Here is a 13,932-nt window from a genome sequence, read left to right as displayed (position 1 = left end):
GTAGGTAAATTGAGACGCGCTAAAATTGTGGCCACATTCGGGCCGGCCATCGCCAGCTACGAAAACACCCTGGCCGCGCTGGATGCCGGCGTTAACGTTGCCCGGATGAACATGAGCCACGGCGACTACACCGTTCACCAGAACACGTACGACAACGTGCGCAAGGCGTCGGGGCAGCTGCACAAGACGGTTGCGATCATGGCAGACCTCCAGGGTCCGAAGATCCGCCTGGGACGCTTTGAAAACGGCACGGGCTACGAACTGGCCGTGGGCGACGTCTTCACCATCACCACCGAGGACGTCCCGGGCACCAAGGATATCTGCTCCACCACGCTGAAGTCCCTGACCGAGGACGTCAAGGTGGGGGACACCCTCCTCATTGACGACGGCAAGGTTTCCGTGCGCGCCACCGCCGTTGACAAGGTCAAGGTCGTCACCGAGGTCACCGTTCCCGGCAAGGTGTCCAACAACAAGGGCATCAACCTGCCCGGCGTGGCCGTCAACGTGCCCGCACTGAGCGAAAAGGACGAGTCGGACCTGCGCTGGGCGCTCAAGTGCGGCGTGGACCTGGTGGCCCTGTCGTTTGTGCGTGACGCCGCGGACATCAACCGCGTCCACGAAATCATGGACGAGGCCGGCCGTCGCGTTCCCGTGATTGCCAAGATTGAAAAGCCGCAGGCCGTGGACAACCTCGAGGCCATTGTTGACGCGTTTGACGCGATCATGGTGGCCCGTGGCGACCTGGGTGTGGAGCTGCCCCTAGAGGACGTGCCGCTGGTGCAGAAGCGCTGTGTGGAAATGGCGCGGCGCTGGGCCAAGCCGGTCATCGTGGCCACGCAGGTGCTCGAATCCATGATTGACAACCCGCGCCCCACCCGCGCGGAGGCCTCGGACTGCGCCAATGCGGTGCTCGACGGCGCCGACGCAGTCATGCTGTCCGGCGAAACGAGCGTGGGCGCCTACCCCATCGAGACCGTCAAGGTCATGGCCCGGATCATCGAGGCCACCGAGAAGGACGGCCTCAAGCGCATCCCGAGCCTGGGCTCGGAGCCGAAGACCCGCGGCGGCGTCATCACGGCCGCGGCCGTGCAGATCGCCGACCAGCTCGGCGCGAAGTTCATTGCCACGTTCACCCAGTCCGGCGACTCGGCCCGGCGCCTGTCCCGCCTGCGCCCGTCCAAGCAGGTCTTTGCCTTCACCCCGGTGGAGCAGGTCCGCAACCAGCTGGCGCTGACGTGGGGGATCGAGCCCGTGCTGGTGCCCATGGTGGCGCACACGGACGCGATGACCGAGCAGGTTGACCACACGCTGCTGGAGAAGGGACTGGTGACCGAGGGCGACATGGTTGTCATCGCCGCCGGTTCCCCTCCCGGACAGGCCGGCTCGACCAACCTCGTCAAGGCACACAAGGTGGGCGACCTCTCCGACATTGGCAAGGCATCGGACGGCACCCCCGTGAAGCGGGAAAAGGTTGGCCCCTGGCCCACTGCGTAAGGACGGATATCCGGCCACAGCGCAAGGCACGACGGCGGCACCCACGGCGGGTGCCGCCGTCGTGCGTTAAGCGGTGGTCGAGACCTCCGGCGGTCGAGCTTGTCGAGACCCTGCACCGGTGGCCAAAGTTATCCACAGGCGGGCGGATTTCCCGGGTTTCCGGGTGCCCGCGTGCCTTACGGTTTCCAGTATCGGATGAAGCGGCGTTTGAGCTTCTTGGCGGGAGTGGCGGACTGGAGGCGATGGATGTGGTGCGCAGGAAAACGGTGTGGGGGGCCTGCCTGGCTGGCGCCGGGTTGCTGGCGGGCATGGCGTGGGGCGGGGTCGCGCCGGCGGCTGCGGTCCCGGGTGACGAGGGTGCCGCGGTGGATGTCGTGGAGCCGGGGCGGGCGCCCGTTGTGCTGAAGGCGGGACCTGACGGCAAGAGTTATTGGGAACTGACGGTGGAGGGTGGAGGTGCCTACATTGCCTCCTGGGAGCGTTCAAGCGGGTTGTGGGGGAGTGCCGGCGAGGCGGCCGCAGCGCTGAAGGGCATGTATGACTGCAGGAACAATGCAGTGTTGAAATATGCCAGCAGGTTTGCCACCTATGGGGCCTTCAACCGCGCCGCGGGGACCAAGCACGGCGCCGGCACCGGGCTGAGCTTCACGGATCCGGCAACGGTCAAGGCGTTTGCAGCATGCATGAAGGACTCCCACATCAGTTCGGATCAGGTCAAGTCCGTCAGGGCCAAGGCGGGCAAGGGAAAGCCTGCTGCTGCGCAGGTGATTCAAATCCCGGCGGCCCTGACAGGCCCGGGCACGCACGAGCTGTTCATTGCCAGGTACTCCCTGCTGGCCTTGGGCAACCCGATGTGTCCGCGAATGACGTGGGGCTCCAGTCCGGGAGTCGAAGGCGGAACCATCACCGGCAGGTGCAATCCCAGCCTGAAGGACCTCAAAACGTTCACGGTCACGATCCCGCGTGAAGCGTCGGACACGGTCCTGGGCGGGCCCGTGGTTGAGCCGGGCAGCTGGTTCGAGCCGAGCTCCTATAGCAATTTCCGGGCGTTCACAGCGCCCGCCACAGGGTCTTCGGCTCCGTTCCCCGCCGGGTTGTGGGCGCTGGCATGGCCCATCCTGTTGCTGGGCATGGTGGTGGCGCTTCTGCTGGCCGGCTCGACGTCGCTGCTGGCGGCGGGCGCTGGCCCAGGGACCGGGCGCCTGGCAGCGGCCGTCCGCCGTGTGGTGCCCACGGTTGGGCGGGACTTCGGCCGGGCCGCCGGGCGGGGTATCAGCCTGGGAGCGCGGCCGGGTTTCACCAGGGCCGCCGGAGCACGTGGGGTTCCTGCTGCCGAGCCGGGGGTTGGCACTGGCGCTGCACCGGGTGCTGATCTTGCGGCCGCCGAAGCGGAGGCCGGTGCTGCGGCACCCGGTGCTGCTGACGCCACCACACGCCGCGATTGGCGGGTCCCCGTGCTGGGCCAGGTGCACGGCCCGCTGGCCTTCCTCATATTGCTTGCGTGTGCCGCGTTGGCTGCAGCCGGCCAGGAAGGTTTTGCCTGGAGCCAGGGGGCGGCCCGCATGGCGTTTTCCTTCCTGGCGGCGTTCCTGCTGTTGAACCATGGTTCCATGGTGGTCCGGTGGACCGTGGTGCGCCGGCACGGGCGTGGTTTTTTTCCGCGGGTGGCCGCAAGGCCTGTCTACGTGGCGGTGTTGCTGGCATCACTTGCCTTCACACGTGTGGCCGGCCCGGAACCGGCGTTGGTTTTTGGTGCCGTCTTGGGCGTCGACTACAGCCTCAACACCAAAGATGCCGGGCATCGCAGGCTGGCGGTGGCAGCCATTGCAGGCAGCGTCTACATGGCGGTGGTGGGCCTTGCCGCCTGGGCCGGATACAGCTTCCTCGCGGCCAACGATGTCGGATCATTCATCAAGTGGGACGAGATCCAGCCGGACTACGTGGCAGCCGTCAGCGACGCAGGGGGCTTCACCACGCTTGCGGCAGGGGAATTGCTCGCCATTGTCGCGGTGTTGGCCCTGGCGGCGCTGCCGGTCACCTTGTTGCCGCTCGCCCCGTTCGAGGGGGCGCTGGTCTGGGCCTGGAACCGGGGTGTCTGGATCCTGTGTTACATCGCCGCGGTTGCCCTGTTTAGTTTTGTCCTGCTGCCCTGGCCGCGGGACGGCCTGACAGTACCTTTAGCGGCACGGGCCGGCCTTTACGCGGCCTACGCGGTTGTTGCCGGCGCGGTGTGTGCCGTGATGGCCATTGGCAGGCGCCGGCAGCGGGAGGGCGTGGCCCCGGCGGTGGCTGCTCCCCGGCAGGTGGGGACCCCCACCGGCAGCGCGGCGGCGGGGGACCGCGGTTAAGGGGAGCCCGGTTGAAAGGCGACTCTTAAAAGGCGACGCCGGCACCCGAGGGGGTGCCGGCGTCGTGCGCCAGAAAGTTGCCGTGTGGGCAAGTGGCCGCGGCAGCCGGTGTCGGGGAGTTAGTTGACCTGGTTGATGATGGTTTCGGCGACCTCGCGCATGCTCAGGCGGCGGTCCATGGAGGTCTTTTGGATCCAGCGGAAGGCCTCGGGTTCGGACAGGCCCATCTTGGTGGTCAGCAGGCTCTTGGCGCGCTCAACGAGTTTGCGGGTGGCGAATTGTTCCTGGAGGTCGGACACTTCGTTCTCGAGGGCCTTGATTTCCTCGTGGCGGGAGAGTGCGATTTCGAGGGCGGGGATGAGGTCGGCCGGGGTGAAGGGCTTGACCACGTAGGCCATCGCGCCGGCGTCGCGGGCGCGCTCGACGAGTTCCTTCTGGCTGAAGGCCGTCAACAGGACGACGGGGGCGATGCGGGCCTTCACGATTTGTTCAGCCGCGGAGATGCCGTCCATGACAGGCATTTTGACGTCCATGAGGACGAGGTCGGGCTTGAGTTCCTTGGCGAGTTCGACAGCCTTTTCGCCGTTGTCAGCCTCGCCAACCACCTCGTAGCCCTCGCCGCGGAGGATTTCCATGATGTCCAGACGGATCAATGTCTCATCTTCGGCAACGATGACGCGGCGTGCGGGGGTGGTGGATGCGGATTCCGATTGTTCGGACACTAATGGCTCCTTGGAGGCTGCGGGATGTCAGCTCGGACGCTGGTCCCGAAATCGAGACGCGCGAGTGGAACTGGTTCTACGAAACAGCCTATCTGCATGTAGAGTGGTTTCGCGCACTTGTTCGGGAGCGATTCCCCCAATGGGCGCGTGATCTTTGTAACGGGGCCTTCCGGGCACCTTGCATTGGCCCGAGTGGCGGAATGGCAGACGCGCTGCACTCAAAATGCAGTATCGAGAGGTGTGTGGGTTCGAGTCCCACCTCGGGCACCGTATTACCGCAGGTCAGAGGTACATTCATCCTCTAGATGTGTATAAAATCCCCAAAAGTGTGTACAGCGGCGTAGAATTTTGGCTATGGCCAGCATCAGTGAGCGCCCGAAAAAGGACGGATCCAAAGTTTTTATGGTCCGTTGGCGGGACCCTGAAACGAGACGGAACCATGGCATCAGCATGGGCACCGAAGTCGAAGCGAACCTTCTGAAGCGCCTATTGGACGCGAACGGCCAGTCGTTCGAGATCGCCCAAACTGCACTCCTCGAAAATGACAAGAAGAAGCCGACGGTTGCGGCCGTCGTCCAGGAACACATCAATCTGTTGACGCGGCCATCTGCGGGAACGATACATACCTACCAAACCATGCTTGACCTGCACATAGCTGATGTCATCGGACACATACCTGTGGACAAGCTTGACTACCGGCATCTCACCCAGTGGATCAAGGACATGCAGGCCAAGGGCGCCTCTCCCAAGACGATCCGGAACAACCATGGATTGATCTTCGCAGCCATGAAGACCGCAGTCAGATTGCAGTACCGTCCGGACAACCCATGCCTTGGCGTTGAGTTGCCGTCCGATGACAAGTCAGATGACGACGCGCAGTTCCTCACCCATGCAGAATTTGGCCTCATCATGAATGCGATGGGGGAACGGTACAAGGCCTTTACGAACTTTCTGGTCACGACCGGCACCCGTTTCGGCGAGGCGACCGCAGTCTCCATTGGGGATCTGGATCTGACGTCCGACCCGGCGACTGTCCGCATCAACAAGGCTTGGAAGCGTGGAAATGACTCCCGATACGAAATTGGCGCAACGAAGACACGCGCTGGCAAGCGGACCGTGTCCCTGGACGAGCAGCTCGTCGATGTCTTGCTACCGCTGGTAGCGGGAAAGCCGCCGGACGCCCTCCTATTCACCACCCCGGCAGGCGGGCGGATCGTCCACAAACTCTATTGGCATCACTTTTGGGTTCCAGCCGTGAAGGCGGCACGGGCGCAAGGCTTGACCAAGGACCCTAGGATCCACGATTTGAGGCATACGCATGCTTCGTGGCTGATTCAGGAGGGGCTGTCATTGTTCACTATTTCCCGCCGGCTGGGGCACTCGTCGACGCGCACTACAGAGCAGGTTTACGGGCATCTCATGCCGGAAGCGCTAAAGGATGCAGCGGCAGCGACGGCCAGGTCTTCCAAGGCTTGGAGCGCATAGGCACGCGGTCGCGGCAGTTTAGCGCGTACGGGCGTTGGCTCGAGTGCCGATCCTTCGCGTCACACTCGCGGCCGTTGGTCGGGCAGGGACTTCTCGAAGGTTTGCAATTTCTTCGAGGTGTTCATCCGTAAAGACGATTTTCCCTTTTCCCCATGTGAGATGGGGAAACTCGCAGTTTGCGGCCCCGGCCCTCAACCAGGCCTCGGAGCAGTGGAGGAGCTCCGCTGCTTGTTCGGGTTCGTAGAACTCGCGCTGCATGGCGTTACCGAATCTCGTCCGCGCCGTGGGGGTTCGCCGGTGTACGGCCCGTGATTTCGGCGTGGCTGGCCATCCATTCGTTGAAGTCATCCCGCTTGACACGGATAAGTTTCCCAAACTTGTATGCTGGCGGCCCGAGCCGCTTGGCCCGCCACTGATAGAACGTTTGACGGGGAATGTGGAGCTGGTTGCAGACGTCCTGAGGGGACATCCAGCTCGCCGGTTCAAAGGGGGCGGGGTCGGACCCTGGTTTGGTGGTCATTGCGAGTTCCTTTCGAGTTGCGGACGGATGGAAGTGATCAATGGGAGCGTTTTGAGCTGGCCGCAAACTTTTTAGGCCATGCCCAACCCTTCTATTTCGGGACCGTGGTTCAGGGGCGGTTGATAGGCGGCGTTGCGATCCATGGCCCAAGGAGCGAGGATACCGGCACGCACCATCTGGTCGCTGAGTTGGGCAAGGCGATAGTTGGGGTCGGCCTCCATGGCTTGCTGGAAGCAATCGTGGGCGCGACCGCCACGGCCTTCCCACCATTGGATAACACCCAGGCTGGTGAGGACAGGCGCGGCATCCGCCCTGTCGGCCCGACTATACAAGTGCAGAAGCAAGTCGCTTGCCCGGTCCACGCGTCGCCAGTGCGGTGCACGCTGGGTTTGGGCGAGAAGGAGGTCGCCGAGTTTGTCGTTGAGTCCGGGTATATCGCCGAGCAGCCGGTCGCGGACTGAAATGAACTTGAAGTATGCCAGTAGTTCGGCGGACTCGTCATCGGTGGGCATTTGGCTGCCCTCGAGGAGACCGCCCCACAATGCCCTGGCCTTGGCGATCGCGGCGGGTGGGCTCATGGCCTCGATCCGTCCGCAGTGCTTGATGATCTCCTCACTGAGATCACGCCGCGCGAGGACGGGTATACGGAATCCAGGGTCCGCGGCAATGCTCGAGCCGCGGAAGACTAGTTCAGCATTGAGCTCACTGCCGGTGATGCGGTCAAGCGGGAATGTCTTGACCGGCTCGGTGACCATCCGAAGGTAGTTGGTAAAGGTTGTCTCGCCGACAAGCCAGCCGTCACGCAGGATGATGTTTTGTTCTGACAATCTGCCCGTGAGGTATTCCATGACGGCTTCGTGTGGGCGCGGATCCCCGGGACTCCAGGGGGCGCGGGTGAAGATACCAAAAACGATGCCGGTTGCTTCAGTGTCCGTACAGATGTATGAGACCACGTCGTCGACGTAACGAGCAAGGTCAGCCTGGGCTTTGGGTAGGTTTACGCGCAGGGTTCCCCCGATACGGTGGCCGTCCAGGGTGACACAGACCAGGCTTTCATTCGGCCAATAACCGAGCGTATGCCCCATCAAACTGATGAAGTCGTCCGGTGTCTTGATACTGAGCCGTTCCACAATTCCTCCGACCAAACGCGCCACGAGCCGCTGCTCTCTTGACTGTTCATGGTCCGAAACAGGTCAAACGACGTGAGTGGAAGTCCCTAGTCAGTCCGCGCATTATCAATGCGGCCTCAGGAGATGGGACGTGCGCACCCGCTTGGACGGCATCGAGTCGCGCCGGATTTGCGGGACCTGCCCAGATCTTCGCCCTGTCCCGATGCGGTGGCCGTCAGCGTTTTGCAGCGCTGCCGTGCATGTCAGTAGCGTCCCAGGGTGCCGTGCCGCTTTGCGGCCCGGGCACCGAGTCCGAAGGCCAGGATTCCGGCGGCGAGGTAGCCCAACGTCGTGGCCAGCATCGGGACCAGTCCTCCCATTCCCCATGCGACCAGGACGGGCTGGTGGGTGAAAAGGGCCCGGTACAGGCTCCCGGTGACATCGGTCAGGGGCAGGAAATGGCTGATCTCGGACCACCAGCTGGGGACGGTGATGAGGGGCAGGGCGCTGGCGCTGAAGATCATCACAACCATCAGGACCGCGTCATTGACGAGTTGGATCCTCTGCCAAACCAGGGTGGCCCCGGCGATCATCAGCGAAACGCCGATCGCGCCGAGCGCGCCGGAAAGGAGTGGCAGCAGCGCGGCGGCGTTCCATTCGATCTGCAGTGGCACGAAGATCGAGACGATGCCGTATGTCGAGGCGGCGACGAACAAGGTCTCCAGGAATGCCGCAGCGACGCGGCCGACGGCGACGACGACCCAGGCGGGAAGTGGAGAGAGAAAGACCTGCTCTATGGTGCCGGCTTGGATTTCGGCGAGCAGTCGCCAGAACATCTTCACGACCTGCATGTAGAAGAAGGTGAAAGGCACGAACCACATCACCAGGATTGAAGTGGTGTGGCTGTCGAGAGTCCACGTGGTGCTGCCGTTGACGATTCGGTTGCCTTGGCCGAGCAGCGGCCCCAGCAGCAGCGCCAAGGCGGCGAACATGGGGAGCTCGATCAGGATCTGGAGCCGCTCGGCCCAGGCAAATCGGAAGCCTTTGCGGATCTCGTTCCCGAGGGCGGCAAGGTAGGCACGGGCGGTGAGCGCTGGCGTCGGCGTTTTTCCGGTCATCGGGGGGTCAGTGCTCCTTCCCGGAGGGCGTGCCGCATGGCCGTGCTGTACACGACCAATCCGGCGGAGATCAACACGACGCAGTGGACGATCAACCACGGCATGGTTCCGTCAGTCCAGCTCGCGGCGAGTCCGGAGGTTATCGTGGTGTTGATTGCCTGGACGCCGAGGGAGGTCGGCACCAGGTGGCTGACCATCTGGATTGGACCGGGGAACACCGTCACCGGTACCAGCATGCCACCGAAGAACATGATGACCATGTTGAACACGTGGGTGATGGCTCCGATGCTGTTGATCCGGAGCGTAAGGGCGGTGATGAGCAAGCCATAACCGAGTGCGTCCAGCCCTGTCAATGCCGCCGGCAGCACAGTCGCGGAAGGCCCAGTGTAATCCAGGCCAAACCAAGCAGTGAGCACCGCCGCCAGCACTGCCGTCGAGAGCAGGCCCTCGACGGCCAGCGCGGCCAGCCTGCCGGTCGCCTGGAGCAGCGGGGACCCCGGGCTGAGGCGGGCGTGGGCGAAAGTGCCGCCATTGATTTCCTCGGCGATCCCGCCACTGCCGTTGACGGCTGCCGCCTGGGCGACGGTTACGGCCAGGAGGGCGGGCAGCGTGCGCACCATGAGGCCCGTGATGACGTGACCGCCGCCGATAAAGAGGTTGATGCCAAGGTAGGTCAGAAGATTCAGCCCCGTCCCCACAACGATCATCCCTTTGCGGCGCCACGCCAGCCGCAGCCCCTTGGTGATCTCGTTACCCAACAGCCGTGCCTGGAGCACGGGGCCGACGGCCGTGCGGGGCAGGGCACGCGGCATGACTGCAGTCATCTGGTGGCCTCCTTCGAGACCAGTGCCGGTGCGGCGGGGTCGTGCAGCAACCGCAGGAAGACTTCCTCGAGGCTCGGCATGGACTTCTCTACGGAGACCAAGCGGGCACCGGTGTCGCGCAGGTGGTCGAGCACGGCGTACAAACCCGCCTGGTTGTCGGGTAGCCATATGCGGGTCTCGTTGTGGTCAATGGATGTCTGGGCGCCACCCGGCAGCGCCCCCACAAGGTGATCGAGGGAACCGGCAAGGCGGATTTCCCAGCGGTCCTCCGCGTGTCGGGCGAGCAGCTCGCGGGTGGGCAGGTCAGTGATGATCTCACCGCTGCGGATCACGGCGATGCGGTCGGCGAGTTCCTGCGCCACGTCGTGGAGGTGATGCGTGGTGAGAAGGATCGTCTTGTGCTCCTCCCGGGCGAGACGGGCGATCCATTCCTTGAACGTCAGGGCGGACTCGACATCGAGGCCCAGGGTGGGCTCGTCAAGGAGCAAAATGGGCGGGTCGTTAATCAACGCAGCGGCGACTGCGACCTTCTGTTGCATGCCGCGCGAGTACGAGCCGACCTGCTCGTGTCGCCGCTCCCACAGGTCCAGGTCCCTGAGCAAATGTTCGGCCCTCGGCTTGATCTGGGCGGCCCGCAGTCCTTTCAAGCGCCCAAAGTAGAGCAGGTTCTCCCAGGCCGACATCGGCCAATAGACGTTCCGCGACCCCTCCAGCACCGCGCCGATCTGCAGCATCGCGCGGCTGCGGTCCGTGGTGAGATCCCAGCCGCCGACCCGGACGGAGCCGGCGGTGGGCGTCACGAGACCACAGATCATCTTGATCAAGGTGGTCTTGCCGGCACCGTTAGGACCGAGGAGGCCAAGTACCTGGCCCCACGGCAGCGAGAGCGTCGTCGGCCGGACCGCGGGGCGGGCCGTAGCTCCGCGTCCATAGGTCTTCCCGAGTCCGGTCACCTCGATCGCCAATCCGTCGTCCACTGAGGTCGTGGTCGCCCGTATCATGACATCTCCCTTACGGCGTAAGTCTCCTTGATTGAACAGCCTACGACTTATGGCGTAAGGTTACAAGGGTGAGCACTCAATCACTGCCCCCCAGCGGCCGGCGCATCTCCTTGACCCGGGATCGGGTCGTGGAGCGTGCGCTGAAGTTCATCGACGAGAATGGACTCGATGCCCTGAGCATGCACAAGCTCGGCGCCGTGCTCGAGGTGAAGGCGATGTCCCTTTACCACCACGTCGCCAACAGGGAGGACCTGCTCGACGGGGTGGTCGAGGCCATGTGGGACGAGATTGAGGCAGCCGATCGAGCTGCCGAGGATTGGGATGCCGGCCTCCGCTCACTCGCCCGTGTTATTCGTGACGTGGTGCGCCGCCACCCAAACGCCGCCCCGTTGATCTTCAGCCAGCAGGTGATGCCGGCGTCGGCGCTACGGACGGTCCAGATTCATACGCTGGCGCTTGTCTCAGCGGGATTTGCGGAGGCGCAGGCCTACGACCTGGTGCGTACCATCACCTCATACTCCCTCGGCTCAGCGTTCACCGAGATCACCTGGAGCTCCACTGCGGATGGCTGCGTGGCAGACGTCGTCCAAATGCTACGGCCCGGTACCCCACCGGAACTGTCGGCCGTCGCTGAAATCTTCTGTGGACTGCCGGACGTGGATGCCCAATTTGAACTAGGCCTGGAGTTGATGCTTCGGGGAATCGCAAGCCCCCGTTAGCTTCCATTTCCAGAGACAGTGGGCAGAAGACCAGCATTCCAATCCAGGAATCCTTGTGCCGAGAGATCATGGGCTCGTCGACTGTTGGCAGGGCGCGGTGCATTTCTTGGACCTTGAAGACGTGGCGGAAGCTGTTCGTCTCGATCCATCACTGGCGTCCTGCCCATTGCAGTGATCCGTCTGGGTCACAGACGGGCGAGCAGCAGCTCAGCACGTTCGAGTAGGGCGCTTTCCTTGGGCAACACGACGGCGGTTCGCCCGGACCGCAGGAATCCGTCGTTAATCTCGATGAACCTCCTGTGCAGGTGCTGCCGGGCATGAGGTTTCAGGGGAGTGAGCAACTCGAATGCTGACGGCTTCAGAACTATTTCGTCATAGGCGGCTGTGGCACGTAGCCAGGCTGGCCTGAGTTGGAGGACGAGAGTGCGTGCTTCCAAGTTCTGAAGAAAATCTCGCACCGGCTGCCTGATTGCGGGAAGTATCAATCCTGTTCCGATACACAGGACGGCCAGCGCCTCCAATATCCAGTAACCGGAATCGAGATATGTCGTGAATACAGTTGTGGGACGCGCGCCGTCGCTAATGGATCCGTAGATGACACGGTCGGATATGGCAAGGCAGGACGCAGCGCAGCCTAGTGCTATGAGAAGGAACCCGACCCGGAAAGCGGCAGAGCGCAAATGCGGCAGGGCTCGAAGACAAGCCATCATCAGGTCGAAGCCGGCCCAGACCAGAAAAATTGATCCCGAAACCAGGAATATCTTCATCCCCGGCTCGTCGGCGTATGCCAGCTGGAGGTTGGGGCTAGTCGCTCCCGGGTCGCTGGCCAGAAAGCCGGAGATTGCAGTCCCACTGGCAATAATGACGGCCCAGTGGCCCACGACCAGGCGATGTTGGCAACGCCTAGCGTCGGTGGATATTGCAATAAGAATCGCACTTCGGAACTGCCAGAACCCCAGCATGAGGGAGATAAGTGTGGCAAGCTTCACCACGTTGCGTCCTCCGAGGAAGGCGTCCACAGCAAGGTAGATTTGGGGTACGTAAAACGTGCAGGCTATAGCGGCAAAGAACGCAGCCCAGAACACGTGGCGGCTTTGGGTTTCTTTGGCTTTCGGGAGCTTGATGAGTGCCAAGGCCCACAGGACACCAGCAGGAACGTACTGCATCAGCCGAAGACTTCACCGAAGGCCAAGTGTTCGGATGCCAAAGGCGGCTCCGAGTTAAGCATCCTGGCAGACAAGCGATCGGCCACCATTTCGGCGGCGCGTTCAGCTTCGTCGGAGTAACTGCCCCGCAGAAAAATATAACGGACGGTTGTCGGATCAATGTCGAGTATCGATGCCATTTTCAGATCGGCAGGAGTCGCGTCGAGGTCATGGCTGAGTATCATGTGGCCGAATTCGTGGAGGATAATCTGCTGGCGGTGCCATTGCCAGGGCGTTGGCGTGTGTAGGATCAGGTCCTTCTCCTCCGTTCCCAGCCACACGCCACACACGTCATTGCCCGGCAGGTCAGCTAGTTCTTCAATGACGATTTCGCGCTTTCGCTTTTCCTCCAAATGGTCCCGCAGCGATTCCAAGGAGAGTTGAGACGGCAAGTTGAGTTCTTGCTCTGCTTTCCGCACTGACAGGTAGGCTCCGCGGGTGTCCATTACCGGTCTCGGTCCATCGGGCTCATGACATTGGCAGGGCCGAGGTCATGCAGTTCATAGCCGTTTGGATAAACGGCAGACCCTGAGCTCCCGGGTATGAACCGAGGTTCCTTTGGGAGCGGCTTGTGCCGCACCAGCCAATTTCGAATCGCCAACGCCATGTCGAGCATGGCGCGGGACCAGCCATGTCGACGGGGAAGGCCGAGTGCATCCGTGAGGCCGTCGTCGTCGAACATGGCGCTCAGCAACGTCCGCGTCAATGGGCGTACCAGCCCGGGGATGGTCGCTTGGAGGACTCGAACAGTTGAGTCCATCAGTCTCCTGCCCGCTGGGCTCGGCTCGACGTTGTCTGATTCATACCGGTCCAAGATATCGGCAGCTTCGGTGAAAGTCTGGGGGAGATCGCCTATATGCATTCGCTGGCCAAGTTCTACGAAGAAGCGCGTCGCTGCGGCCACTTCGGTTTCAGTGGGCTGGCGCCATGCGTGTGAACTTGTCCAGCGAATGGGCACGACCAGTAGGGTGAGCAAGACGTAGCGGAAGTCGTCGGGTGTGCCGGGAACGTATCTGTGCACACGGTTGAGGAGCGCAATCATTTCCTGCCCGCGTGGGCTGTCAAGGCCGTTTGCGATGAGCTCGTAAATGACAATGGCAGTGTCGTAGCTGCGTTTCATGGGGCGCGCTACGATCTCGCCGTTCCTCGCAAGGGTATTAGCCAGCCGCGGGACGGCGAAATTCCTGTAGTAGGAGAGGAAGTTGCCTAGCTCCATGTCTTTGGCCAGGTCGAACATGACCATCTGCCGGAACGTGCGTTCCCAATCGTCGGATGGTGCCGATCGTTGCGCGCGCAGACTTTCAATGCGACTCGAATGCACCAGACACCTCCAAAAGTGAGACCAATCGCCGGCTGGCATTTGCCGTCCGGGCATTGTTTTTGGGAG

At 62.7% G+C, this 13,932-nt stretch carries 13 protein-coding genes and 1 tRNA gene; 5 read left to right on the top strand and 9 right to left on the bottom strand.

The window, feature by feature from the left end; genetic code table 11:
• The first annotated feature begins 9 nt into the window (after positions 1-9).
• The gene (pyk, locus tag G6035_RS03705; RefSeq protein ID WP_176615731.1) at positions 10-1,494 is read left to right on the top strand and encodes a pyruvate kinase; all 1,485 of its coding nucleotides are present in this window, start codon (positions 10-12) and stop codon (positions 1,492-1,494) included.
• Between the two features lie 248 nt (positions 1,495-1,742).
• A complete protein-coding gene (locus G6035_RS03700; protein WP_176615730.1) occupies positions 1,743-3,842 on the top strand; it encodes a hypothetical protein in 2,100 nt (699 codons plus the stop codon).
• Positions 3,843-3,961: 119 nt separating this feature from the next.
• Here G6035_RS03700 and G6035_RS03695 read toward each other — a convergent pair whose 3' ends face one another.
• Positions 3,962-4,564, bottom strand: a complete 603-nt coding sequence (locus tag G6035_RS03695; RefSeq protein ID WP_176615729.1) for an ANTAR domain-containing response regulator — start codon at positions 4,562-4,564, stop codon at positions 3,962-3,964.
• A 186-nt stretch (positions 4,565-4,750) separates the two neighbouring features.
• Here G6035_RS03695 and G6035_RS03690 point away from each other — a divergent pair.
• A tRNA-Leu gene (locus G6035_RS03690) sits at positions 4,751-4,831 on the top strand.
• An 87-nt stretch (positions 4,832-4,918) separates the two neighbouring features.
• Complete coding sequence (locus tag G6035_RS03685) at positions 4,919-6,049, top strand: site-specific integrase (RefSeq protein WP_176615728.1); 1,131 nt, start codon at positions 4,919-4,921, stop codon at positions 6,047-6,049.
• A 262-nt stretch (positions 6,050-6,311) separates the two neighbouring features.
• Here G6035_RS03685 and G6035_RS03680 read toward each other — a convergent pair whose 3' ends face one another.
• The 5 genes from G6035_RS03680 to G6035_RS03660 form a co-directional block, all read right to left on the bottom strand.
• Positions 6,312-6,569: a helix-turn-helix domain-containing protein gene (locus tag G6035_RS03680; RefSeq protein ID WP_176615727.1), complete on the bottom strand. Its 258-nt coding sequence runs from the start codon at positions 6,567-6,569 to the stop codon at positions 6,312-6,314.
• A 71-nt stretch (positions 6,570-6,640) separates the two neighbouring features.
• A complete protein-coding gene (locus G6035_RS03675) occupies positions 6,641-7,699 on the bottom strand; it encodes a DUF4192 domain-containing protein (RefSeq protein ID WP_176615726.1) in 1,059 nt (352 codons plus the stop codon).
• A gap of 242 nt (positions 7,700-7,941) precedes the next feature.
• Positions 7,942-8,796, bottom strand: coding sequence for an ABC transporter permease (locus G6035_RS03670; protein WP_176615725.1), 855 nt, complete (start codon positions 8,794-8,796; stop codon positions 7,942-7,944).
• The gene (locus tag G6035_RS03665) at positions 8,793-9,620 is read right to left on the bottom strand and encodes an ABC transporter permease (RefSeq protein WP_176615724.1); all 828 of its coding nucleotides are present in this window, start codon (positions 9,618-9,620) and stop codon (positions 8,793-8,795) included. Before G6035_RS03665 ends, G6035_RS03670 begins: the two co-directional genes overlap by 4 nt.
• Complete coding sequence (locus G6035_RS03660; protein WP_176615723.1) at positions 9,617-10,621, bottom strand: ABC transporter ATP-binding protein; 1,005 nt, start codon at positions 10,619-10,621, stop codon at positions 9,617-9,619. Before G6035_RS03660 ends, G6035_RS03665 begins: the two co-directional genes overlap by 4 nt.
• A gap of 68 nt (positions 10,622-10,689) precedes the next feature.
• Between G6035_RS03660 and G6035_RS03655 the strand changes: the two genes are divergently transcribed.
• Positions 10,690-11,340: a TetR/AcrR family transcriptional regulator C-terminal domain-containing protein gene (locus tag G6035_RS03655; RefSeq protein WP_176615722.1), complete on the top strand. Its 651-nt coding sequence runs from the start codon at positions 10,690-10,692 to the stop codon at positions 11,338-11,340.
• A gap of 185 nt (positions 11,341-11,525) precedes the next feature.
• On the opposite strand, the gene G6035_RS03650 is transcribed toward G6035_RS03655, so the two are convergent.
• Genes G6035_RS03650 through G6035_RS03640 form a run of 3 tightly spaced genes read right to left on the bottom strand, consistent with a single transcriptional unit; the run spans position 11,526 to position 13,788 of the window.
• Positions 11,526-12,506 carry an MAB_1171c family putative transporter gene (locus G6035_RS03650; protein WP_176615721.1) on the bottom strand — a complete coding sequence of 327 codons (981 nt, stop codon included), beginning with the start codon at positions 12,504-12,506 and terminating at the stop codon, positions 11,526-11,528.
• Entirely contained in the window at positions 12,506-12,991 is a 486-nt protein-coding gene (locus G6035_RS03645; RefSeq protein WP_176615720.1) for a hypothetical protein, read from the bottom strand. Before G6035_RS03645 ends, G6035_RS03650 begins: the two co-directional genes overlap by 1 nt.
• Entirely contained in the window at positions 12,991-13,788 is a 798-nt protein-coding gene (locus tag G6035_RS03640; RefSeq protein ID WP_256127718.1) for an oxygenase MpaB family protein, read from the bottom strand. Before G6035_RS03640 ends, G6035_RS03645 begins: the two co-directional genes overlap by 1 nt.
• Positions 13,789-13,932 lie beyond the last annotated feature (144 nt).

The organism is Arthrobacter sp. SDTb3-6, assembly GCF_013376095.1.
Taxonomy (GTDB): Bacteria; Actinomycetota; Actinomycetes; order Actinomycetales; family Micrococcaceae; genus Specibacter.
Note: the sequence above shows the minus strand (reverse complement) of the source record. Positions and strands in the feature narration are given on the sequence as shown.